The organism is Vibrio nitrifigilis (assembly GCF_015686695.1).
In the GTDB taxonomy this organism is placed as follows: domain Bacteria; phylum Pseudomonadota; class Gammaproteobacteria; order Enterobacterales; family Vibrionaceae; genus Vibrio; species Vibrio nitrifigilis.
The window spans coordinates 492,243-518,022 of record NZ_JADPMR010000004.1; the positions used below are offsets into that span (position 1 = coordinate 492,243).

A 25,780-nucleotide genomic window follows, 5' to 3' on the forward strand; every position below is an offset into this window, starting at 1 on the left:
CCAATGAAAAACGCTGAAACGAGATCGTTTCAGCGCCTATTACTTCGTGTTAGTTATCGAGCGTCGCACCACCATCAACACGCAAATCGTGCAATGTAATGTGATTGGCTGCATCCGACATTAAGAAAAGCACGGTTTGGGCAATGTCTGTCGGTTCTGCGATTTTCCCAAGAGGAATACCGAGACGGAACGTATTGGCGTCGCCAGCAATCACTTCTTTTTCACCGTAATTTTCATTCCATAATTGCATTTGCATGTCTGTACGGGTTGAGCCCGGGCTGACAATATTGCAGCGAATGCCTTGTTCTCCTAATTCCATCCCCATACATTTCACCATCATGTGCAGCGCGGCTTTTGATGATGCGTAGGCGCCCATATTTGCCCGCGGTGTATTCGCTGCATTAGAGCCGATAATGACCATATTGCCTTTACCGCGCTGTTGCATGTGCTGACCAAGTACTTGCATTAACGCCACTTGCCCAAACACGTTGACGTTAAATGTATGAGCGATGTCGTGTGATTTCATGGTGAGAATCGGGCAAAGATGCAAAATACCCGCACAGCTTACCAATTGGTCAACCGGACCATATTCTTTAATTAACTGCTCAACCACCGGAGCAATTTCATCTACTTGAGTTAAATCGAGAGGGTGAAGAATTAATGCATCACCGAATTGCTCTTTAAGTTCAGCACAAGCGGTGAATAATGCCTCAGCCTGATAGTCTGTGGCAATCACTCGATAGCCTGCATTCAGGACCGTTTTGAGTGTTGCGTGACCAATTCCGCGCGATGCGCCTGTCATCAATACGGTGTTCTGAATAGCGTGAACGCTCATAATTTACCCTTTTTATTTGCTAAAAACATCAATAAATGTGATCTGTGTCTATGGATATTACCACATTCTAAAATAATAATGATAATAGTTAGCATTTGCATCTGTTATCGGGTAGTCTTTTTTTCTCAATCGAGATGTCTGTCCCAAAACAGGTTATAAGTAAAAGGAATCTGTGATGAAGCGTGAAGTAATTGGCTTTAGCCAAATGTCAGAAATCACCTCAAATCAAGAACTTGATAGTACGCCGTTCTTTTTCTCGTCACCAACTTGTACTTTCATTGGTCATGGTGTTGAGCGTGAATTTAATCAAGCTATCCCGTTCAGTAAACTTGCTGAAACCGCTTCTCAGTTGTTAGAAGAAGCCAAAAATGATCCATCAGACAACCCAATGTTGTTTGGTATCGTCCCATTTAGTGAAGAAAACCCGACTCGTTTTATCCTCCCTAAGGAATTGTCGGTTTCTAGTAGCACTCGGGCGCAAATTGACGATCAAATCCAAAGCGCTAATGGCAAATTAATATCGGGTCCTACTGGAGAGCAGTACAAGCAAGGTGTACTCGATGCTATTGAATTATTTGCTAATACCGAACTCGATAAAGTGGTTTTATCGCGCGCGATTGAAGTCGCAACCGATGAAGATATCGACCAAAGGGCGCTACTTAATCGCTTACTGCAAAGTAATCCTAAGGGATATACGTTTTCGGCAGCATTAGGTAATGGCAATAAATTGATGGGTGCGAGCCCAGAACTGCTTTGTTCTAAACATGGTACTCATATCGTATCGAATCCACTAGCGGGTTCTCGTCCTCGTTCTGCAAGTGCTGAGATCAATGCTGAACACGTACAGTCACTCCTTAATACAGGGAAAGACTTACATGAACACAGTCTTGTTGTTCAGGAAGTAGAACGCGTGTTGAGCCGTTATTGTCATCATTTGCACACCCCGATGATTCCATCTGTGATTGAAACTAAGACGATGTTGCACCTTTCAACGCTATTGGAAGGTGAGGCCAGTGAGCCAACTACAACAGCGTTAACTGTTGCAGCTGATCTACATCCAACACCTGCTGTATGTGGCTTCCCGCGTGAAACGGCCTATAATGCCATTCGTGATATCGAGAAGTTCGATCGTGGTTACTTTACCGGAATGGTGGGGTGGTGCGATTCGCGTGGTAACGGTGAATGGGTGATTACTATTCGTTGTGCAGAAGTGCAAAAACGTTCAATGAAAGTCTTTGCTGGCGCAGGAATTGTTGACGAATCACAACCGGAAAGTGAACTGGACGAAACAGGTGCCAAGATGAGTACATTCTTATCTGCTGCCGGCATCGATCTTAAAGAAATGCTGAAAGCTTAGGAGAGATAAGTACCCATGAATGACATTTCTATGGATGAAATAGAATTCACACCGTGGCCAGAACATCTGGCCACAAAATATCGTGAGTTAGGATTATGGGAAGGTAAAACCTTCTATGACTACTTAGTTGAGAGTGCGAATCAGTTTCCTGAAAACACAGCCATTATTTGTGAAGACCGTGAATACTCTTACCAAGCTATGGTGCAAGAGGTCGGGCGTTATGCTGCAGGCTTCAGTGATTTAGGTTTGGTGGCTGGCGATAATGTAGTATTGCAAATGACCAATACTGAAGAGTTTTTCTTCTGCTATTTTGGTCTGATTCAAAAGGGCATTCGCCCAGTAATGGCGCTACCTGCACACCGTAAAGCAGAAATCAGCTATTTCTGTCAGCACGCAGGTGCGAAAGCATACATCATTAATGGTGATGATTACTCCTTTGATTACAAAACATTAGCGCAAGAAGTCGTCCAAGACGCTCCATCGTTACAGTACGTTTTAGTCAAGGGTGAGTGTGATATCGCTGATGATCGATTTATTGCACTTGATCAATGCCGTAAAGATCCGGATTACAGCCAAAACACCACCTCAGATAAAGTCGCATTCTTCCAGTTATCTGGCGGTACGACGGGTGTACCTAAAATGATCCCACGTACTCACGATGATTACGCTTACAGTGTCATCGGCAGTAATGAAATCTGTGAAATCGATGAGAACACGCGCTTTCTTTGTGTGTTGCCTGTTGCCCACAACTATGTTCTGAGCTCCCCTGGCACCTTAGGTATTTTTTGGGCTGGCGGCACGGTAATCGTTGGTGATGATCCTTCACCTGATGCGGCGTTTGAATTGATTGAAGAACACGAAGTAGATTTCGTTGCCCTTGTTCCTCCTTTGGCGTTGCTCTGGATGGAAACAGTGCAAGAAGATGATGACTACGACTTATCCAGTTTAAAAGTCATCCAAGTGGGCGGTGCGAAATTCAGCGAAACGGCGGCGAAGAAGTTACCCGATCTGTTTGATTGCCAGTTACAGCAAGTATTTGGTATGGCTGAAGGTTTGGTTAACTACACCCGACTTGATGATCCTCTTGAGATGATAACTGAAACACAAGGCCGTCCTATCTCGGCATACGATGAAGTGCGTATCGTTGACGAGCAAGGTAATGAAGTGGCGCAAGGGGAGGAAGGTTTCCTAACCGTTCAAGGCCCTTACACCATCCGCGGCTATTACAAATCAGCGTACAACAATGAACGTTCTTTCACTCCGGAAGGGTTTTATCGCACTGGCGATATCGTCCGTATGACGGCGGAAGGCAATTTGGTTGTGACTGGTCGCGATAAAGATCAGATCAACCGAGGTGGTGAGAAAATCGCCGCTGAAGAGATTGAAAACCAATTGCTACGTCACCCACTGGTTCATGATGCAGCCTTAATTGCGATTCCTGATGAGTACATGGGCGAGCGAAGCTGCGCTGTCATCGTCTTAACTGGTGAGGCAGATATTCGCCCGCAAGATATGAAAACATTCTTACGTGATTGCGGATTGGCAGATTTCAAAATTCCCGATCACGTCGAATTCATCGCTGCTTTGCCTAAAACCCCAGTGGGCAAAATCGATAAGAAAAAACTTCGCACAATTTATTCAACACAACTTGCTACAACTGCATAAGGACCTCGTTAATGGCCATTCCAAAGCTCAATTCTTATTCACTCGACAACCTAATGCTTGGTGTTGAGAACAAAGTGGATTGGACACTGAACCCGGATAAAGCGGTATTACTGATTCATGATATGCAGCAGTATTTTCTGGATTTTTATGCCGATGAGGCGTTGAAAAGCACATTAATTGAACGCGTAAAAAACATCAAAGAAGCCTGCAAAGCGCAAGGTATTCCAGTGGTTTATACCGCGCAACCTGGTGATCAAGATCCCGCCGATCGAGCGTTGCTCACCGATTTTTGGGGTACTGGGTTAATTGATGATGACAGCATTACGCGAGTTGTGCCTGAGCTTGCACCGCAAGCAGACGATATCGTGTATACCAAATGGCGCTACAGTGCCTTCAAACGTTCTGATCTGTTATCCATGATGCAAGAAACCGGACGCGATCAACTGATCATTGTCGGTGTTTATGCCCATATCGGTTGTATGTTGACAGCTGCCGATGCGTTTATGTATGACATTCAAGCCTTCTTTGTCTCTGATTCTCTGGGTGATTTTTCTCGTGAAGAGCACATTCATGCACTGAATTATGTATCGAAACGCTGTGGTTTTGTCACGACTTACGATGACGTTATCCGTGGCGTGCAGGTGAAAACGCAAGGTACAGGTATACCCACCAGTAAAGCAGGACTGAAATCACAAATTGCGGCGATGACGAACCGTTTAGCTCGCGAAATTTTTGATGATGAAAACCTGATTGAATCTGGCTTAGAGCCATCACACGCAGAAACCTTGGTTAAGGGCTGGCAACACGCGGGTCTGAAAATCGAGCTATCTGAGTTAACAAAACAGCCGACCGTGAATCAATGGTGGCAGATTATTGAAGCAAAACAGACAAAATAGTTCCCTTTTATCAAATAGTTGGTTATTAGCAACAGGTTGCTTAATACTGGTGACCGATTATTGATTAAAGAGTTTAGAGAGAACAGTGACATGTCCTATATCGGAGTATGCCAACCACTAACATTAGGCCAACATATCTTGTATCTGCGTCAGTTCCATCGCCATGAGTTCAATGAACGCACGGATACTTGCCTTGTTCCACTGCCGGAAACGTTGGTCAATGCAGTGAATAAGCGTAAAGCAGAATTTGTTGCAGGAAGAACTGCAGCTAATGATGCGTTGTGCTCGTTGGGATACTCCGATTTTTTTATTGAAATCGGAGAGCATCGCGCACCGATTTGGCCTGATTCCGTTGTTGGGTCGATTTCTCACAGTGACGATTTGGCTATCGCCACGTGTGCGATGAAATCAGACTGCCAAGCCATAGGTGTGGATGTACAAGAGCAATTGACGACTCAAGAAGTATCGGATGTCGGCCCAATGGTCGTTAATCAGCAGGAAGCACGCTGCCTTGCATCTTTGAATGATGATGCCCAATGCTCCTATGACCAAGCTCAACAACTGACCATGGCTTTTTCAGCCAAGGAAAGCCTCTTCAAAGCGCTTTACCCAAGAGTAAAACGTTATCTCGATTTCTCGGACGCAAAGCTCATTGCGGGGAATAGCCAAGCAAGCACGCTCACGTTTGCCCTTACCCCAAATTTGCAGGATGAGCTCTCAATCGAGCGCTGTTTATGTCATTTTTATTGGATTAAAAATCAGGTGATCACATCTGTAACCTGGTAACACTGGGGCAGATTATACAACATCACTGAAAGGTCAGCTGTCACGGCCCTAGATTGGGGGAAACCCACATCGATTTTTGATGCAAAGTAGACGTTAGGTTAATCAATGAAAGATCAATATATCAACCCATTCGATGATGAAAAACATCAATTTCTTGTATTGATAAATACCCAGCATCAATACAGTTTATGGCCAAATTTCGCTCCTGTTCCTCCTGGTTGGACTGCCGTATATGGACCAGAAATCAAAGCCCAATGCACGCAGTACATCGACCAACATTGGTCTGATATCCGATCATAAATCGTCATCTATAGGAATAAGGAAGAATAGAAATGGTGATGTCTCAAATGGTTAAAACTGAGAAAAACACAGTTCAAGAGAGTGCTCAGTTACAAGCTTTATGCGACGTGGTAGCCGAATTGCTACGCGTTGATGAAGTACTCCCGAGTGATGACTTCTTCGCACTAGGTGGCGATAGTATTACAGCGATGGCGCTGACAACCAAGATGCGCAAACGTGGCTTTGTCCTTAAGGCAAAGGATATTTTTACTCGCAAAGTGCTGAGTAATATCGCGCAAGCTGCGAAAGTTCGCAAAGCGAAAAAGAAATCTTCTGCAGTAGCAGCAAAAGCCGATTTATCGGTAGAGTTAACGTCGCAGCAGTGGAGCAAAGTTCGCGAGAAGTATGGTGAAGTCACGCATGTGCTACACACATTACCGCTGCAAAAAGGGCTCTATTTTCAATCGCAACTCGCTGAGCGAGGCAGTAATTATAATGCGATTTCTATCATGGAATTTCGTGGTGAATACGATGCGACTCGTCTTCAACAAAGCCTAGATAATGTCGTCAAACAGCATCCGCAGTTATGGATACGATTTGATAGTGATATTGCTGATACAACGTTACAAATTCTGGTTGATCCCCACAAACAGCAAGGCCCATTATGGCCAGTGGAAGAAACAGATTTAACGGCGTTTTCAGGTGAAGAACAACAACGCCGTTTAGCGGCGATCAAACTCAACGAAATTGAACGTCGCTTTGATGTCACATGCCCTGACAAGCCTTTGCTGTTTTGTCGCGTAGTACATCATGGCGAAAATCATCATAGCGTGATCGTGTCTGAACACCATCTTATTGTTGATGGTTGGTCTACCCCGATGATTCTGAAAACTTTACTTGATGGGTATCAACACGGCAATACCGCTGAAAATCGTGATATCACCCCTTACGCAACGATTGTTGATCAACTGACCGCTCGTGATCGTAAAGCGGCTGAAAAATTGTGGCGTGAGCAACTTGATAAAGCGATGCCAACCATGGCTTACGATGGTGAGATTGAGCGTCATGAAGTCATTGAACATGGGTTTAATCTATCGGTAGAGCAGTCAGCTAAACTGTATACATTATGTCGTGAGCAAGGCCTGACCTTAAACACCTTAATGCAGGGTGTATGGGCGCTGATTTTAGGCTCAATGACAGGGCGTGAAGATGTCATTTTTGGCTCACCTATTTCAGGACGTTTTGCTGAAGTATCTGGCATTGACCAGCAAGTCGGCTTGTTCACGAACACGATCCCGGTGCGTATGGCTCTCACGCCACAACAAACCTTAGTTGAACAGTTAGTTCAAGTTCAGCAAGAACAAATCGGTTTGCTGGAAAACGATGTATTAGGACTGGGCGACATTCAACGTTTGATTGGTGGTGAAACCTTATTCGACACCATGCTATCGGTAGAAAACTTCCCAGATGAAGAAGCGTGGGTCGGGCGAAACTACCATCATTTAACCCTCGATAATATTGTCAATCGCGGTTATACCCATTATCCGTTAACGCTATTTGTGATTCCTGGTGATAGTGTGGAAATGATCGTGGCGTATCGAAATGGCAAATATTCCGCGCAGCGTATTGCTCAACAAGTGCAATTACTGATCGAACAAATTATTGCTGATCCCGCTAAACCGGTTCGTGAATATCATTTGCAGACTGAGGCTGATCGCGCGTTACTCACGCAAATTAATCAAACCGAAGTGAGATTACCCAATACTACGCTACGTGAGCTGATGCGTGAAAAAGCGTGGCAAACGCCTGATGCCCCGGCATTGTTGGATGTCGATCATCATTTCAGTTATCGCGAAATGCGTCAAAGTGTACAAGGGTTATCCAACCAACTGGTTGAACGTGAGGTACAAGGTGGCGATATTGTCGCCGTCGCTTTACCTCGTAGCGTAAAATTGAGTTTGGCGATTAACGCGGTGATTGAAGCTGGCGCTGTGTATTTGCCTTTAGATGTCACTTATCCAGTTGAGCGTTTAACCTATATGGTCGATGACGCTAAACCAAGTTTGGTGATCACTACTTCTGAATTTGCGCCACTATTTGAACAGCAGGCTAATATTTTATTGCTTGATCAACTGCCAGAACCGGCCAGCGAATTAACACATAATCGTCCGCTGAATCCAGAAGATGGTGCGTATATCATTTACACTTCTGGTTCGACCGGTAATCCTAAAGGCGTACTGGTTTCTCATGGTGCGATTGTCAATCGATTGGCTTGGATGCAGCATGAATATCAACTTGATAGCAGTGATGTTGTGTTGCAAAAAACGCCATGTAGCTTTGACGTGTCCGTGTGGGAATTTTTCTGGGCATTGATTGAAGGTGCGAGCCTGATGATGGCGCCGCCAGAAGTACATAAAGATCCAGATGCGTTGCTGCATTTGATTGAAGATTATCATGTCACCACCACGCACTTTGTTCCCTCAATGTTGGCGGCTTTTATCGCTTATGTGGATAGCCAAGTGGATGCCGGTGATCAGGTGGCCTCTACATTACGCCGTGTTTTCTGTAGTGGTGAAGCGTTAACCAAAGAGTTATCCGCTCTTTATCAGCACCATATTGATGCGCCGCTGCATAATTTATACGGCCCAACAGAAGCTGCCGTTGATGTCACCTACTGCCCAGCGTTTGGTGAGGCGTTACAAGAAAGTACCAGTGGCGGTGTGCCAATTGGTTTACCCGTTTGGAATACTCAACTGCGTATCTTAGATAGCTTTTTACGCGAAGTGCCCGTGGGCGTTCCGGGTGAATTGTACCTGACGGGTAAGCAGCTTGCGGTTGGGTACTTAAACCGCAGCAGTTTAACGGCGGATCGTTTTGTTGCAGACCCTTACGGCAAAGAAGGCGAACGCATGTATCGCACCGGTGATGTCGTGCGTTGGTTATCTTCTGGTAAAGTCGAATATCTTGGCCGTAGCGATGATCAATTAAAGATCCGTGGTCAACGGATTGAACTTGGTGAAATCGAAGCGTGTTTACAACAATTACCGCAAGTGCATCAAGCGGTGGTTTGCGCCAAAACATTAGAAACGCAAACGGTGATGGCGGGTGCCGATAATCGCCAGCTCGTCGGATATGCTATTCCCTTAGAAGGACAGGCACCGTTAGACACCACCGATCTGCGCCGACAAATGCAAGCCTTACTGCCGTCACATATGGTGCCAGTCGCGATTGTTGAATTAGCAGAATTTCCACTCAGTGCAAACGGCAAGTTGGATCGCAAAGCGTTACCGCTACCAACTCTTGAAGGTGGTCACCAAGGCCGTCAACCCGAAAGTGACAATGAACGTATTGTTGCCGATTTATTCTGTGAATTACTGCAAGTCAGCTCAGTCACGGTGAAAGATGATTTCTTCTCGTTAGGCGGACATTCACTGCTGTGTATGCGCCTTGCTGCTGAAATTCAGGAAAAGACCGGTCAGACGTTATCTGTAGGGCAAATCATCATTAACCCGAGTGTTGAAGCGTTGGCGCAATGCCTTGATGCAGGCACAGATGGTCAATCTATGGTTGGGCTGGAAAAAGTTCTGCCTATTCGCCGTGGTGAAGGTGCGCCTCTGGTCTGTATTAATCCGGCCTCTGGTTTTTCTTGGCTCTATACAGGGTTACTCCGTTATCTTGGCGGTTCATACCCAATCATTGGTTTGCAATCACCGGTTGATGGTGGCGCGATAGCAACCGCCAAAACCATGGATGAAGCGTGCGATATGTATTATGACGAGCTGAAAAAAGTGCAACCTCATGGTCCATATCATCTAACCGGATATTCCTTTGGCGGGAACGTTGCGCATACGCTAGCTGCGCGATTACAAGCCGAAGGGGAAGAGGTTGCGTTTGTTGGTTTATTCGATACCTATCCAACCGAATGCCAAGATTGGGATGCGGCGATGAACGAAGAAGTGGCTGAAAAAGAGAAAGCGGCTTTCTTAGAAGAGAAGAATGGTGATGATGCGCCTGAAATGAGCGAAGCACAAAAGGCAATGTTGGCCGATGTAGATGCGAACTATGGGTATGCGGTTGGCATTATGGCTACGGCCAACACGACCTATTACTCCGGCCGTGTGCACCTGTTCGTTGCAGACCAAACCTTCCCTGATTTTGATATCGAAGAGGTGTGGTCACAGTATGCTGGAGAGTTAACTCAACTGCATATTGATACACGCCACCAAGATATTTTGGAACCGGAAACACTCAAAATTGTGGGACCAATGCTTGATCGTGCGATTCGCAACGATACTCAACTGAACTGATTCCACTCACTGAATACTGCTCCCAGAGTGACTACTCTGGGAGCAGCTTATTAAGACGTTATTATGAAAAAATCCTCTTTTTTAGTCGACTTTTCCCTGTTAAAAGAAAACCGTGACTTTCGCATGGTGTTTATCGCTCGATTAGTCTCTGTATTAGCATTAGGCCTGATGATGGTTGCAGTGCCAATCCAAGTGCATGACATGACACACTCTACGTTCGCTGTAGGGCTGATTATGGCGTTAGATGGCTGCGGCATGTTTATCGGCCTTTTACTTGGCGGGGTGCTCGCCGACCGATATGAGCGAAAACGGCTCATCTTATTAGCTCGTGGTATATGTGGGGTTGGCTTTGTGTTTATGACACTCAATGCCATGCTGCCCGATCCTTCTTTAATCGTGCTCTATTTCTTATCACTCTGGAATGGCTTTTTTGCCGCTCTGGGTGTAACTGCCTTGATGGCGTGCATGCAAGTGATCGTTGGTCGTGAAAATATTCCTTCTGCGGCTGCACTGAGTATGTTTACTGTGCGTGCAGGCATGGTGCTTTCTCCTGCCATTGGTGGGTTAATTATTGCAACTGGTGAGGTGAGCTGGAACTACGGCATCGCGGCTGCCATTACCTTCTTAACATTACTGCCTTTATTGCAATTACCTAAAATGCGCGCGGAAGTACAAAAAGATGAAACGCCGTGGCAGTCGCTCACCATTGGCGTTAAGTTTTTGTTTCAACACAAGTTGGTCGGCAGTGTTGTTGCTCTTGGCACCCTCGAAACCTTAGCCACTGCAGTGAAAGTGATGTTCCCAACCTTAGCGCTGGATGTCTATCACGGTACGCCAACCGAAGCTGGATTGCTTTATGCTGCCATGCCATTAGGCGCGATGTTTGGTGCGTTAATGTCGGGGTGGGTGAATCAATCTGAAAAACCGGGCTTAATCATGGTGTGGAGTACACTGGGTGTGTTTGTCACCATCGCCGCGATGGGGTATGTCCATCATTACTGGCTTTTACTCGCGGTGCTGGTGGTCTTTGGCTACTTAGGTTCGGTCACCAAAATCATTCAGTACTCTCTGGTACAAGGACACACACCCAACCATTTAATGGGGCGCGTCAGCAGTTTGTGGACAGCGCAAGATGTGTCGGGTCACTCGATTGGGGCGCTTGGGTTAGGCGCACTAGGTAAAGTGATGGCACCAACGGCTTCAATTTTGGCCTTTGGTTTGGGCGCTTTGGGCATTGGTACGGTGTTGTCGCTTACCTTTGGCACATTAAGAAGAACGCCAATGTTTGATCCTGACTTAGCACCTGCGAAAGGGAAGTCTTAACGGTTCACCACATATCAAATGGGTAGGAGATAAACGGCAATCATTAAGGTTGCCGTTTTTATGTTGGTGAGATAAAGGTTTAAACTCTGAAGACATACTTGTACACTGCGGACAAATAGTGAATGAGAGTAAATCATGACTGATATGGATCAACACGATTACGTTGATGAAAATGACATCGCTGATGACGAGATTGAAATTGAAGCGATTGGCGTCGAAGTGGATGCCCAACCGATCGAACTCTATAAAGTGCTGAAAATAGCGAATGCCGTAAGTGGTGGCGGTGAAGCAAAATACGCCATCAGTGAAGGGTATGTCGCTGTTAATGGTGAGTTCGAAACTCGTAAACGTCGTAAGTTGTATGATGGCGATTTAATTGAGTTTAACCAAGAGTTCTATTTGGTGATTTGTGAGGCGCCAGTGACTGAAGCGCCAGCGGTTAAAACCAAGCCGGAAGCGAAAAAACCGAGCAGTAAAACGAAGCGTTCTAATAAGCCAAAGCAAAATAAAAATGGCCACAGCGCCAAGAAGAGCAATAAATCGCAATCTGCGACAGCGGAACCTAAGCCAAAGAAAAACACGGGCGGACGTTCTAGCATCGATTTCTTCTAAAACCTTATAAAAAACAACGTTATATAAAAAACGCCGTATGGCGTTTTTTTTATGGGTTAATTGTCAATATCTCCGACTATGAACTAGCCTTATCTAGGCACAAAACATGTTTGATGTGCAATTAGCTTTGCTAAATTTTTTACATTTATAAGTCGGCGGTTAAAATGACAAATGCGCTTTCCAATCTGAGTGTTCAGAAAAAGCTTTTCTCCCCAATTATCCTCTTGGGGATACTGATTGTAATTGTGGGCGTTTTATATATGGATATTCAACGATCGATTGATCGTGCCCAACAAGAGCTCAGCAGTAGCAAAGTCGTGCTGGATCAACTCGATACGTTGTTGTTGAATACTGAAAAATTCATCAATAATCAAAGTGGATTCGATAAACTAGCGCAAGAATATCAAGCGACCCAACAGGAAATTCATCAAGCTCAAGGTCTTAAAGATACGATGCTTGCCACGAAGCTCGGTGAGGTATCGGGTTTAGTTACGCAAATTGATACTCTGTTTACTACCAATAAACAGTTGATGAGTAATGTTGATAAGGTCTTTACCGTTTCGATCTATCAATCTAATAGTTATATGTATGACATCATTGCTAAATTAATTGATGCTGACAAACGAAGTGATGTGACGACGTTCGAGCGGCAAATTATGAATGCGGCGGTGACGCACACGGATAACAACTATAAAATTTGGCTGTTATTCATGAACCTGTCGAAAGATAAAAGTTATGAAAAACAGTTGTTTGATTACTTGACCGAACTCGACAAAGCCAATGACGATGCGATGGTCAAGCTGCAAGGTACGCCTGCTTTGGCCAAAGCAGAAGCGGCAGGAAAAGCAAACCGAGAGCTAAGAGCACTCGCCGAAAAAATAGTGGCTAATACTAAGCAAGTCGTTTCACTTAATCAGCAGATCAATACTCAACTAAATACCTTGGTTGCAGAATTAAAAACAGTCGACAAACAGAGTTTGAATACTGTGTTTAATGCGATTTCTAGCAGCGTGTTGAACATTGTTATTTTGATCGCGATAGTCATCGTGGTAATCATTGTGTTGACCACGATATTTGCTTCTTCAATCTCTAATCCGTTAAAACTCTTGTGTGGGCATATTAACAAACTGGGTCAATCCGGTGGCGATTTGACATTCCGCATAGATATGAAGCGTGATGACGAAATTGGCCAACTTGCCGCGGGAATTAATACCTTCTTAAGTTCATTACACGAGATTTTTCAGGGCATTATTAAAACCAGTAATGACATTGAGAATAAAGCGCGTGAGTCCGCTACAAACAGCGGTACAACGATGAAAGCCATGGAAGTGCAGTTACAAAAAAATAGCCATGTGCAAGAATCATTTAATCAAATGGAACAGGCGATTAACGAAATAGCTGGCAATGCAAGCGATGCATCTAACGTGGTTCAAGAAACGGTCGCAAGTACAACCGAAGTCAATGAAGTCGTTGATACCATGTTGAAAAATATAGGTAAAGTGACGCGTGATCTTGAAACTGCCACTCAGGAAATTGATACGTTAGTCCACGATAGCCAAGAAATTGGAACGATTTTGGAAGTGATTCGCGGCATTTCAGAGCAAACGAATTTGTTAGCGCTGAACGCAGCTATTGAAGCGGCGCGAGCCGGCGAACAAGGTCGAGGTTTTGCGGTGGTGGCAGACGAAGTTCGTTCTCTGGCCCAGCGCACACAAGAGTCTACAGAAGAAATTGATAAAATGATTTCTACTTTACAAGCGACCTCAAAACGGGTGTCTGAAGTGGTGCAAGGTGGGAATAAGCGAGTGATGGACACCAACTCTCAAAGCCAAGTTGTGGGCGATAAGGTGAGTACAATCTCTGACATGATTGGCAATATTTCATCCATGAATCTCACCATTGCCAGTGCTGTTGAAGAGCAAAGTAGTGTCACGCAAGATATTAACGTGTCGATGCAGGATATTAACCAAATATCGGTTGAAAGTAGTGACGCTGCACGTAGCTCTAACCTCACCAGTCAGGCTCAGTTGCAATCGGTGCAAGAGTTACAATCTTTGATCAGTCGATTTAAAGTGTAATGAATCACGTCTTTTGAACATGAGAAGAGATTATAAAAAAGAGAGCGCAGTGGCGCTCTCTTTACGTTATAGGACAGGGTACAAGAAAATATTTAGTACCAATCTTCTGGGAAACTACGCCCTTCGATGGCATACATATCCTCCTCAAAAGGATGTTCGGCTTTACCCCTGAGATATTCCAACTGCTTTTCCAGTTTAGACACAGTGTCGTAATCACCTTCAGAGCAGGCGATGTAGATTTGTTGTTCCAGTACGTCAATGTTTTCACGAATATTCATCTTCGCACCTCCTAGTTGCTACGGCTAAATGACGTCACTAAGTGGATGTCATGTTACTAGGTCTACAGACCTCAAAATCATTGTAGTCAAACTTTGGAAAATGGATCATCGGATCCTAGGGCGATCGCATCGATCTGAACGTTTTCTATCTGTCACTCAGTAAGATAGAACCTAAAAAATTTAATCGCATAAAAAGGAAATTTTCAAGTGGGTAATGGAATATCGAAGCGGGAATTGGTCGCTGGGAATAGGTGCTAAGATATGAAAGGGGATTTGTAGGTAATTGATACTTATTGATTTTTTACCGGGCTTTACTTCGTCATTGAAGAGCATTTCATCATTGAACATACCGCCCGGTATATTCATACGTTTGTTTAAAAAACGGTATCACGTTCCTTCATAATGCTGACCAATTTAGATGGGTTACCTTTCATGGCCATCATCACGATAATGTATAGCCCGACACTGGCCAAGGCATAAGTCGCTGGATATCCGTTTTCCATCACTAAATGGCTTAACATAATAGTGAGAATGGTGATGGTATTAATCAGATAAAACGACAGCAGTGCAAAAGATTTCAGTTTGTGTGAAATCGTATCTTCAAACGTCACCACGGTTGAGCAGTGCTTACAGTGAATGTGTCCGTATTCAGCAATGTTTTTTTGGTCATTAGGGGTGAGCGAAAACTCTTGATAGCATTCGTCACAGATAACGTCGATATGTCTTTTCGTTTTCATTATGGATTTCCTAGCAACGGAATGTATTAACATTTCTAATAACTGTTTCAGCTTATATACCCAAGTAACCTCAAGATGCTGTTTCAGCGAGAATGTATTCGCTCTTAGGCAAGGCACTGATTTGAAGACATAGTCATTCTACGTAGAAAATCAGTAACACAGCCTAGGAGCGAATAAAACTCGCCCTTCGGGAGCTCATCAACAAACCTATTTCTGCGCCCAATCACGTTAAAAGGGAATGACCATTCCTGCCGTGATTGAGCTTGACCTAGGCTCGTTGATGAAGCTCTGAATCCTGCATCTTGAGGTCATTTGGGTATAGTTGCTGATGGAATGAATTTTAACGATAAAATGTGCTGAAAAAACCAACACTAGGTCATTTGTGCGATCCGCTTCAAACTGGTGTGAAACTGGTTTTTTACCAAATGTAAATTGTCTGTCAGGGGAAGGTGATAGTTAGGTTTTGAACACGAATGTTAAGCGCTAATTTGATTAAAAAGGATGAGCTTAAAAAGAGTAAGGCCGGCAAGAGTGCCGACCTTATAGTGTTTAAATCAGACGAGTTCTAACTTAATGATTGTCTCCGACAAGCATTAAATCTTCTTCGGCATTTTCACGTTGATGTTTTGTCATGCTGAAATAGACGTAACCGACAAACATCATGGCTAAGAAAATTAGCGTAATCACTTGGTTAAACCAAACCATTGCAATCAAACATAGCACAGCGAGTACCAGAGCAATACCTGGAACAACAGGGTAGAACGGCGCGCGGTAGCTACGAATTAAGTTTGGTTCTGTACGGCGCAGTTTGAATAGGCTCAACATACTCATGATGTACATAACAATCGCACCAAACACAGCGATGGTGATCATAGCAGCAGTCAGGCTCATCCCTTGCAGGTTCACCACACCATCACTAAAGATCGCGATGATACCAATCACACCACCGGCTAAAATTGCACGATGTGGGGTTTTAAAGCGAGACAAGGTCGATAAGCTTTTTGGTAGGTAACCTGCGCGAGATAAAGCGAAGAACTGACGCGAGTAACCCAAGATAATACCGTGGAAGCTTGCAATAAGACCAAACAGACCAATCCATACCAGCATGTGTAACCAGTTAGAGTTGTGACCAACCACCATTTTCATTGCTTGTGGAAGTGGATCGTTGATACCTGACAGTTTGCTCCAGTCGCCCGCACCGCCAGCGAAGATCATAACGCCAAGAGCAAGGACAACAAGCGTTAAAATACCTGCGATGTACGCTTTAGGAATGGTGCGTTGTGGTTCTTTCGCTTCTTCGGCTGCCATTGCTGCGCCTTCAATCGCAAGGAAAAACCAGATAGCAAATGGGATTGCCGCGAAGATCGCAGACAAGGTGCCGAATGAAAACTCATTACTGCCCGCCCAGCCATTAGCCACAAAATTACTGATGGCGAATCCTGGTGCCACAACACCCATGAATACCAAGAGTTCAATCACAGCTAAAATGGTTACACAAAGTTCAAACATCGCTGCGAGTTTAACGCCAAGGATATTAAGAGTCATGAATACAATATAAGCACCCACTGCGGCAATTTTTGGATCGAGGTCAGGGTACTGAACATTGAGATACGCACCGATAGCCATTGCGATTGCTGGTGGCGCAAATACAAATTCGATCAGAGTGGCAAGCCCAGCAATTAAACCACCTGTTTCCCCAAACGCACGGCGACTATATGCGAAAGGGCCACCTGCATGGGGAATCGCTGTCGTCAATTCGGTGAAACTGAAAATAAAGCAGGTATACATGGCTGCCACAATAATAGTGGTTACCAAAAAGCCGAGGGTTCCTGAAATGCCCCAACCATAACTCCATCCGAAATATTCTCCGGAAATCACTAGGCCAACTGCAATTCCCCAAAGTGAAACTGCGCCCAGTGTTTTTTCTAATTTGGCCGTCATAAATAAATGTCTCCTAAGTGTCCCTTTACGATGAGACAGAATATCCTTCCGTGAAATCATCGTGCTACAACGAAACATGTTGGTTTTTGTTTAAAACAATTGCATATGCAGTTGTTCATGTTTCATTGCAGAACATCTTGCGAAAGTCATACCTAAATTAAGAAAAAGTGTAACGATTGATTCATAATCAGAGAAAATACTAAAAGTACATGTATTATGAATAGATATTCTGCTTCTATAATATAAGAACGCAAATAAGGAGTGATTTATGCTGTTAAGAATCGATAACAAACCGGAAAAATAGCGTAAACATTTAAGTTCGAGGCACAAAAAAAGCGCAGAAAATTGGGTGGTGCACAAAAATAGTGCGCTATAACGGTCGCGTGTCGTAATTTCGTGCTTGGAAGTTCATATTGGTGAAATGCGATTTATTAGTCTGTAAGTAATTGGCAATCATGACAATTTGCTTGCACCACAAATGGCAGACTTAAAACGTTAGTCATTTTTGGCACTAACATGACAGACAGAAAAGGGGATTTGAAGCTGTTTAAAAATACGAATCCACCGCCATTGGCTTTCTTGTAACTTGTCTCCCGGCCCTTTTACTTCGATCCATTCATATTTACCGTCTTTAAAGGCGATTAAATCTGGCATGCCGCTTTTAAACAAGCGCAGGTCTTTTAGTTGAACCAACATTAATTCGATCAGAATATCGCGTGAAATGGCTTGTTCGACAAGTTCAAACAGTGTGTCATCAAAACCAGCCCAGTAGATAAAAGGATTACTGGTGCCCCATTTTTCTTGCCATCGAGTCATTAACGATAGAACACCTTGTTCTTTAAGCGCTTGCAACGATTGGTCGATGAGTTCTTGGCGCTTATCGACAAAATCTTCATGATACAAATCTAAGGGGCGATGTTGATAACGATTAATAAAGGAACCTTCAATGGGAGCAAAAAGCGCGGGCCACAAGGTTAGGCCTAATAAGGTATTCAGGAAGTGATTTTCCAAATAATAGACGCGATAACCTTGTTGCTCTAAATACGCTTTGACCGCCAGCTCTACTCGGCATTGGGTGAGGTCGAGTTCGATGTGCCGCTCTTTATAGGCGGGTTTAGCCGCGCGGGTGACTTTACCACCACGGTAACGAATGACTTTTTGATGGAGGCGTTGGGCTACTTCAAGTTCTTGTTGGTCTTGAGGATCGATTAACATATCAGTGACGATATTTTCGTACTCCGCAATATCGCCAAGTTTATCGTGAATGCGGGCGCGGCGCTCACGGCTGGGTACAAGCTCCGATTGACTAAACCAATACAGCGCTTGCTGATATTCACCGCAGCGTTCAAGCTCTCTTGCCAGAAGATTAATGACACGTTGGCGTTTACGTTCAACGTGACGGTGTGACGCCTTCGAAGGAATCATGTTTACTAGTGACGTGATACTAGTAAGAGTCGGTTTATTGAGTAACCAATATTGATGTTGAATCTGAGCAATAACTCGTAGCTCTTCCAAGCTCTTGCGTTCGGTAAAAAAGCGCCTCTCACGACTGAGCGTATACGGTTCAAAGCGATTAAGTCCTAAATCCTCTAACACAAACTGGCTAAGATCTTGGCGGGCGTTACCGAAAAAGAGCACCAATAACACTTCAATAATTTCAGCATTCAGTAAGCGAATCAATATAAAGGGATAAGCGGGCATTTGAGCCAGTAACCCTGCCTCTTGTTTTTGTTGCAATGTTGCTAGCCATTGTTCTTTGCGATCAGAACGGCTGAGAGTAGGGTGACGCGCCAGTATCTCTGGCTTAGTTAATAGCGTCTGAGATAAGGTGGCTTCATCAATGTGAGGGTTAAGCACCACTAATCCAGCCGCTTGTAGAGCGTGAAGCTCGCCATTGATATCGCCGATTTCAGCATAGTTAAGCTTGTCACTACGAAACCATTCCCCTTTACGGGATAACAAACGTACCAATAAACATTGTGCATCGTGGTTAAGAGACAAAAATGTCGTGATCCAATCACGTTCCTGCTCGGTCAACAAATCTACGTACCATTCATGGGCATGTTCGATTAGACGCAAAAAGTTGTCTAAGTAGTAATCTGGTGCAAGTTCTATGGCGGGGGCTTCTCTTTTCATAGTGAGTATTATGGCAAACTATCACCTTAAAAAGCGAGTGAGCACCACGATCTTTGGTTCAAGATATTGATAGTCAGCACAAGGTAGTGAGAGGGTGGTGTTATATTGATCGATTAATGCGCTCTTTGTAACCAATTGATCGGGCTTTGTTTATTAAGTGCGCAAACGAACAAGATTTTGATAAAAAGGGGTTTTCTTTTCCAAGGAGTAGTGGCATATTACTTCCATCGCTTCGGTGCAAAGCAATGCGGGCATCGTATAATGGCTATTACCTCAGCCTTCCAAGCTGATGATGCGGGTTCGATTCCCGCTGCCCGCTCCAATCTCTTTCGTAACGCTTCCGTTACAACTTTTCAAACACAAATTTCTCAAGTAAAAATAGTTATCCAACTGTCTTGAACGGCATTTTTTGATTATTGGTTTATTTTAAACCCACGATTTTCAATCAACTTTGTATATGACTACGTTTCGAAGTTGAATTTGGGAGTAATGTGAAAATAGAGTGACGAATCACTCTATTTTACCTTCGGATGTCTAACATTAGTAATGTGGGACGTGTGTTTTGGATTCTATGTTTTCTAATTCTTTCGCAAACTCTTTTTTATTTTTAGGGGTTAAAACGATCTCATCAGTAAGTGATTTTTCGTTAGTCCAGTAATCATAAAAACGAAATTCTTCTGGAATTAATTTTTCTAACACGTATTCTCTATGTTCTTCCGTCGCTTGAATAAACATACCGCTTCGGGTTTGCTCAAATTGTGTTTTCGTCATAGAGCCGGCATCGCCCAACTCTTGGGTAAATTGCTTCATGTCCTGTTCAAAATCGGGAAATTCCTGTTGCAGAATATCGGGTTCGGTATTTTTACTAAAATGTCCAGCCTCATAAGCAGTTACCCATAATTCCTCCCGTTTTGTTGCATTCACTTCTGTTTCGATAATATGAGTAACAATCTTTCGTAGCTCATCCTCAGTTACGTTCGCCTCAGTTTTTTGAGTCTTACCATTATATAGACGCAAATAATCGTAGATATCCATACAAGCAGTTATAAATGCTTGTTGGTTATCTCGTTGCGTTTTCGCTTTTGTGCCTCTGTTTATAAAATGGGTCCAAAATACGTCAAAATTGAGGTAAGGGATATCGGGTAGCGTCAATGCTTGAGCATGTCCACAAGACATGCGAGTGAGAGTATCTGATAGTGCGTCTTCGCTCAGACCTTCATCAAGACACAATTTCTTCACTTCCTCACTAATGTCGGTTTCAATGTCATCAAGCATATGTGAAAAGCTACTTTTAGATTTAGAACTGATGTGTTCAATAATCAGTAATTTTACTAACAGAGGATCTTTGGTTACCACTTTACAGTCGTTAAAATGGCTTTGTAGTCCTGAAAAACCATGGTGTGAATAGGTATCGGCAAAAACATGTAATGCGACACCTAATCCAATATCGGCTAATGACGCGTTACTGTGATTAAAATAGGCCGCACTTCTTGCAATCGCTGCGGAAATCATTGCAACAGAAATAGGGCTGTCTTGCTGGCAAATACTAGCTCGACGTTGTTGAGTTTTATCTGAAACCAGTGGGGTTTTGCTGCCAATATCACAAGCAGGTAAAAAGTGGAAAGGAACCCAACTGTTCCAGCATCGGCTTTGCGTGTAACAAAATGGATCTTCGATACTAGGTAAAAGCGTTGGGAAATAACTCAATTTGTCCCCATCTTTAAATGTAATCGACACTTTGTTTGGGTGTTCTAGATGATCGACAAATTCACTGCCAAAAGCAATTCTCTTCGCAGTTTCAACATTGAGACCTGCTGCTCGAGAAAGGCAAAAGATTGCGTGGTAGTGCATTGATGTTTGCATAATGATTTCTCCATCCTTGACATAAATACATTTCTTTTAGTTCAAGAATAAGCCCCATTATGTGAATATTGTCTGATTTATATATATTTCATTTTTTTACTTTGAATTATATTTTTATTCATTTATTAATGAAACGGAAATAAACCTTTTAAAATAATAATATAGTTAAAAAATTGATATATAAAATATATTGAAAAAATAAAATTTGTTACCACGCTCATCTGTTGAAACTATACTATCACACATATGGATTTAAATGTTACTAACAGAGATATGTAAAGAGTTAGATGAAAGACAGACACCCAAAGTACTCAATATTTAGATGAAGAGGCTGTGTTCTCGTAAGGCTAATATACTGATTAAATATTATTTTTATGTCTGATTGTGAAATATTGCGCAGCAAGGAAATAAATTACAGTTGCCTTTAAGGAGCGTGGAACGATGAGAAATAAGCAGTATCGTTAGATTTAAAGTTCCCGTCTTTGTGTGATGTAGTCTTAGTTTAGCGCTTTACCTTAATAAAAAAGATGCACTATTTAATTAATTCGAATTCAGTGATTTGTCGGAACGTCGTGGTTCTATAGAACCGTCAGTTTGCGATTGACGTTTTTCAGTAAATGCGAAAAAAACAGTGGTGTCGATCTTTTTTAATTTAGGACAATAATCATGACAACCATTACCATATCTAATGGAATGAATGAGTTAATCAATGCGTTAAAGCAGGGCGTCACCTCTAAAAAAGTCACTGTAAAAAAACAGTGGTTCGACAACGTGGTCGCGGATGATTTTTTCACTCAGGTGTTAAAGTGCGACGCAATGACCATCGCACTGTCAAACGCTGCTAACACAATAGTGGATGACACTCATTGTGTGATAAAAGGCACCACTGATTTAGCCTCGTTAGGCACAATCAGTACCACGATAACGGTGACTCTCATCGATAATAGCGAATCATTAATCTTTGATGCGACACTGGCTCCGAATCATCAACCTGAAGGGATTTTTTCTTGGCTTAAATCGACGTTATTAAATCAATTTAGCTTTGAGTCTTGTACGTTACATTATTCGTCAGCTGACCCAAGCATCAATACTCTTACCTGTGTGTTAACGAAACCTGTTGATGCTTCGATTAAGTTAACGGTTTCATTTATTGATGAAACATGTTCCCTTGATTATAAGATGGTGTCTCCGCTTAAAATACCCGGTGTCAGTTCATTGAGTATCACTGATGCTTCCGGGAGGCTTACGTACCACAAAGGCAGTGATTTTACTGGTGATCTGAGTGCCACTTGTGAAATTGGCTCACAATCATTTCCTGTCTCTCTTTGCGCACCATCAGGTAGTGAAGATGTACTTTTGACTTACAAGAGTACGACGAATGATCCATTTAGCGGATGTGAGCAATTATTAGCGTCATTACCTGAAGCTGACGTTCTGACGCATGCATTGTCGGCGTTGGACCAAGCTATTGCTGAAACCGGATTAACGCTCACTGAGCTAAAATTTGACCTTAATCGAAGTACTCTGACACTGTTAAATTTTGATGTCATCGTGACATTATTAAAAGATTGGTCGCCATTAGCGGGCCTAACGTTGGCACAGCCCCAAATAAAACTGAATTATCAAAAAGGGGCGTCGTCTTCTAGCAATAGCTCTACTCGCGCAACATTACAATCAAACATGACGCTGGGCAGTGCAAAATTTAATGTAAGCGCACTATTACCAGGCCTTACTTTGACATGCGTACTTGAAGACGAACAGTCGGTTACTTTAGCCGATTTAACAAGCGGTTTTGGTGTCAATTTTACCGGATTTCCTGCAGCAACATTAACTGATGTGAATCTAACGGGCGATATTGACAAAAAAACGGTCGAATTAACTGCAAATTCAGCGACAAACCTAACATTTTCGATCGATGGAATTACTCTGGATTTAACAGAAACTACGATTGAAATATCCGATGTAGCGGGACAATGTACTGGCACTATTGGGGGAGAAGTATCGATTGATGATGTGGCATTATCAGTCACAGGAGCTGCGACGGAAGATGGATGGTCATTGAGTGGCACAACGGATCAGGCTATTTCATTCAAATCGATTGTTTTGTCGATTTTTTCAACGGTACATCTCACTGTTGATGACGCATTACCTGATATCAGCCTCAAGTCGACTCGTATGAGTTGGGCTTCTGATTCTGATACGTTAGCTTTCAAGGCAGTAATCGCCACTGAAAGTTCAATTAATCTTGGCATCGCATCGCTATCACTGCAGGGATTAACTGTCGAAATTAACAGAGCTAAAGGTAAAACAACGGGGACGATCCAAGGCGATATTACGCTCGGTTCACTGACGGTCGCTATAGATTATGATTTGTCTAAGGGCACCGATTTTTCGACTAGTTTAGGTACGGTTTCTTTGTCTAAGCTGATTAAAACACTGTGTGGTCATGATCTGCTCCAAACATTGGCTTTACCGGAACGGATTGCGGACTTTACTTTAGACAATACCCACATGGAGATTAACTTGGACAGTGGTTATGCCGATATTACCGCTGATGTTGATGGCTATGGGAGTATATTGCTCAAGATTAGCAAAGACGGCAGTGACTGGGGCTTCATTTTCGCCGCTGTTACAGGAGACGATTTTCACTTTTCTCATATATCATCAGCACTTAAGCCAATCGACAGCCTTAATTTTCAGGATACAACCCTTATTCTAAGCAGTATGCAGAGCACAGGTGTTACGGTGAGAGAATCGCCTAAGTTGACAACTGATGTAACAAAGGGATTAAGTTTTTTGATGTCTCTTTCTATGAATAATAATGCGGATTTGAAGAAGATTAAGAATGCCCTGAAACTAAACATCGATTCGCTGGTAACGACACTGGCTATCCAATCGGACGACAATGTGACCTTAGAAGGGGAGTTTGGCGGTTCCTATGATTTAGGCGCTGGTATTACGTTAACCAAGACCGGGTTATCGATGCAGCTGTTATCTGGCAATGTTATTTTTAGCGTCGATTTACAGGCGGCCGTCGATATTGGTGAAATATTAACATTTACAGGTAAGTTGTCCGTTGAAGTGAATGGTGTGACACTTGCTGCAACGTTACTGGGCGACTGGGATAGGCCATTTGGTGTTCGTGGGTTAACACTATCAAACTTAGCGTTAGAAGTGGGGATAAGTGATGAGGCAATACCAGATGTCGGGATTACTGGTACAGTGAGTGTGAACAATCTAAGTGGTCGTATCGCCGTCTTATTTAACTCCGAAGCACCACAGCAAAGTGCGCTTAATCTTGCTTTTAGTGAGTTTGATATTAAAGCCATATTCGAGATGTGTGACCCTGCGATCATTAAAGCCATGCCATCCGAACTTGTCGCTCTCTTAGATTCTGGTTATCACAATGTCGATATTTATGTGGTTCCCACAACGACTCAAATTGGTGGGATCACTTTTGACGAGGGATTTAGAGCTAAGGGAACCATCGATATCTTAGGTTGGGATGCTTCCACGGATATAGACATTGATCCTGCCAAAGGTATCAAGGCGAAAGGGCAAATGGAACCCGTTAATTTACTGAATATATTTACATTAGAGGGAGCGGGTACATCGGCTTATCCAGAATTCGATCTGGTTTTGAGCCTAGAGCAACAAAAAGCTACGATTGCAGGTGCCATCAGTTTTCTAGGTTTAAACCGTTATGCAATTAATGGGCAGTTCTCTAGCGCTGGATTTTCATTTTCAATCAGTGAAATGTTATTTGGCGTGGTACAACTGGCATTAAGCCATTGCATCCTTAATAAGAAAATGTTTAACGCAGATGGGTATATTTTGTTTGGCATTAAAGCGATTGGCCCGATTTATATACGGTCGGTAAAGGTACTGGATAAGATTCCTATTAATACGGATTTGACCATGAATGCAAGTTTAACCATTGAATCAGGGTTTAAGTTAAGTTTGGATGGTCAATTAAAGGTTGCAGGGTATGGATTACCCGCACTGTCGTTGACCTTAAGTGAAGCTCCGTCTGACTTTAAGGCGGTATTTGATCACTTAGTCGAACATATCACGAAATCGGTTACGAAATCCTTCGATAAAATATGGGATACCATTGATGCTTGGGCAACATCGATAAGTACGAGAGGGCTCGAATTTTCTGGCGATGTTGCAGAAGTCGCAAAAGAGGTATTCAACGCGACAGAACAAGAGATGATTCATGCTAGCCGCCAACTGAATAGAGACGTCGATGAAGTCGCAACAGGTTTAAAAGAGGTCTATCAATTGGGCGATAAAGCGACATCGAAAGCGTTGAAAGAGGCAAACTATGCCGCCAAGGATGTCGCAGGTGCGATGGAATCGGTGTACAAATTATCTGGAAAGGAGACGGTCTACGTATTACACCAAGCTGGGTATGCGGCTGAAGATGTCGCAGGTGCTATGTCATCTGTGTACCATTTTAGCAGTGATGTGACGGCTGACGCGTTAAAACAAGCTGGATACGCGGTTGATGATGTCGGTAATGCTTTAAAATCTACCTATAATCTCAGCACAAAACTGGCAGGTAAAGCGCTGCAGCAAGCTGGTTATGCGGTAAACGACATTAAGAATTGGGGCGGCGATGCAACCAATTGGATTAAAGGTGCAGGAAAAACGATCAGTCGGATGTTTAAGAGGTGGTAACCTA

Annotated in this window: 16 protein-coding genes and 1 tRNA gene; 11 read left to right on the plus strand and 6 right to left on the minus strand. The window is 43.3% G+C overall.

Annotation, left to right across the window (positions count from 1 at the left end; all coding sequences use genetic code 11):
- Positions 1-49: 49 nt before the first annotated feature.
- On the minus strand, positions 50-835 hold the full coding sequence (locus tag I1A42_RS18495; RefSeq protein ID WP_196124341.1) for a 2,3-dihydro-2,3-dihydroxybenzoate dehydrogenase: 786 nt from the start codon (positions 833-835) through the stop codon (positions 50-52).
- A gap of 175 nt (positions 836-1,010) precedes the next feature.
- Between I1A42_RS18495 and I1A42_RS18500 the strand changes: the two genes are divergently transcribed.
- The 9 genes from I1A42_RS18500 to I1A42_RS18540 all read left to right on the plus strand — a co-directional run bounded on the left by I1A42_RS18500 (position 1,011) and on the right by I1A42_RS18540 (position 14,138).
- Positions 1,011-2,192, plus strand: a complete 1,182-nt coding sequence (locus tag I1A42_RS18500) for an isochorismate synthase (protein WP_196124342.1) — start codon at positions 1,011-1,013, stop codon at positions 2,190-2,192.
- A 15-nt stretch (positions 2,193-2,207) separates the two neighbouring features.
- Positions 2,208-3,857, plus strand: a complete 1,650-nt coding sequence (locus tag I1A42_RS18505) for a (2,3-dihydroxybenzoyl)adenylate synthase (protein ID WP_196124343.1) — start codon at positions 2,208-2,210, stop codon at positions 3,855-3,857.
- A gap of 11 nt (positions 3,858-3,868) precedes the next feature.
- Complete coding sequence (locus I1A42_RS18510) at positions 3,869-4,753, plus strand: isochorismatase family protein (RefSeq protein WP_161157847.1); 885 nt, start codon at positions 3,869-3,871, stop codon at positions 4,751-4,753.
- 90 nt (positions 4,754-4,843) lie between these two features.
- Entirely contained in the window at positions 4,844-5,539 is a 696-nt protein-coding gene (locus I1A42_RS18515; protein ID WP_161157846.1) for a 4'-phosphopantetheinyl transferase family protein, read from the plus strand.
- A 105-nt stretch (positions 5,540-5,644) separates the two neighbouring features.
- Positions 5,645-5,839 carry an MbtH family protein gene (locus tag I1A42_RS18520; RefSeq protein ID WP_161157845.1) on the plus strand — a complete coding sequence of 65 codons (195 nt, stop codon included), beginning with the start codon at positions 5,645-5,647 and terminating at the stop codon, positions 5,837-5,839.
- 32 nt (positions 5,840-5,871) lie between these two features.
- Positions 5,872-10,125 carry a non-ribosomal peptide synthetase gene (locus tag I1A42_RS18525; RefSeq protein ID WP_196124344.1) on the plus strand — a complete coding sequence of 1,418 codons (4,254 nt, stop codon included), beginning with the start codon at positions 5,872-5,874 and terminating at the stop codon, positions 10,123-10,125.
- Positions 10,126-10,188: 63 nt separating this feature from the next.
- On the plus strand, positions 10,189-11,448 hold the full coding sequence (gene entS / locus I1A42_RS18530) for an enterobactin transporter EntS (protein ID WP_161157843.1): 1,260 nt from the start codon (positions 10,189-10,191) through the stop codon (positions 11,446-11,448).
- A 144-nt stretch (positions 11,449-11,592) separates the two neighbouring features.
- A complete protein-coding gene (locus I1A42_RS18535) occupies positions 11,593-12,060 on the plus strand; it encodes an RNA-binding S4 domain-containing protein (protein ID WP_196125654.1) in 468 nt (155 codons plus the stop codon).
- Positions 12,061-12,320: 260 nt separating this feature from the next.
- Positions 12,321-14,138, plus strand: coding sequence for a methyl-accepting chemotaxis protein (locus I1A42_RS18540; RefSeq protein WP_196124345.1), 1,818 nt, complete (start codon positions 12,321-12,323; stop codon positions 14,136-14,138).
- Between the two features lie 92 nt (positions 14,139-14,230).
- On the opposite strand, the gene I1A42_RS18545 is transcribed toward I1A42_RS18540, so the two are convergent.
- The 4 genes from I1A42_RS18545 to I1A42_RS18560 form a co-directional block, all read right to left on the minus strand.
- Positions 14,231-14,416, minus strand: a complete 186-nt coding sequence (locus I1A42_RS18545) for a hypothetical protein (RefSeq protein WP_161157841.1) — start codon at positions 14,414-14,416, stop codon at positions 14,231-14,233.
- A 374-nt stretch (positions 14,417-14,790) separates the two neighbouring features.
- Positions 14,791-15,153 carry a hypothetical protein gene (locus I1A42_RS18550; protein WP_196124346.1) on the minus strand — a complete coding sequence of 121 codons (363 nt, stop codon included), beginning with the start codon at positions 15,151-15,153 and terminating at the stop codon, positions 14,791-14,793.
- 570 nt (positions 15,154-15,723) lie between these two features.
- Complete coding sequence (gene eat / locus I1A42_RS18555) at positions 15,724-17,094, minus strand: ethanolamine permease (protein ID WP_196124347.1); 1,371 nt, start codon at positions 17,092-17,094, stop codon at positions 15,724-15,726.
- Positions 17,095-17,589: 495 nt separating this feature from the next.
- Positions 17,590-19,230: a VRR-NUC domain-containing protein gene (locus I1A42_RS18560; protein ID WP_196124348.1), complete on the minus strand. Its 1,641-nt coding sequence runs from the start codon at positions 19,228-19,230 to the stop codon at positions 17,590-17,592.
- Between the two features lie 247 nt (positions 19,231-19,477).
- On the opposite strand from I1A42_RS18560, the gene I1A42_RS18565 reads away from it, so the two are divergent.
- A tRNA-Gly gene (locus I1A42_RS18565) sits at positions 19,478-19,552 on the plus strand.
- 218 nt (positions 19,553-19,770) lie between these two features.
- Here I1A42_RS18565 and I1A42_RS18570 read toward each other — a convergent pair.
- Positions 19,771-21,093 (minus strand): DUF6765 family protein, encoded by a 1,323-nt coding sequence (locus I1A42_RS18570; protein WP_196124349.1) that lies wholly within the window; start codon positions 21,091-21,093, stop codon positions 19,771-19,773.
- A gap of 666 nt (positions 21,094-21,759) precedes the next feature.
- On the opposite strand from I1A42_RS18570, the gene I1A42_RS24830 reads away from it, so the two are divergent.
- The gene (locus tag I1A42_RS24830; protein WP_230389660.1) at positions 21,760-25,776 is read left to right on the plus strand and encodes a hypothetical protein; all 4,017 of its coding nucleotides are present in this window, start codon (positions 21,760-21,762) and stop codon (positions 25,774-25,776) included.
- Positions 25,777-25,780: the final 4 nt, after the last annotated feature.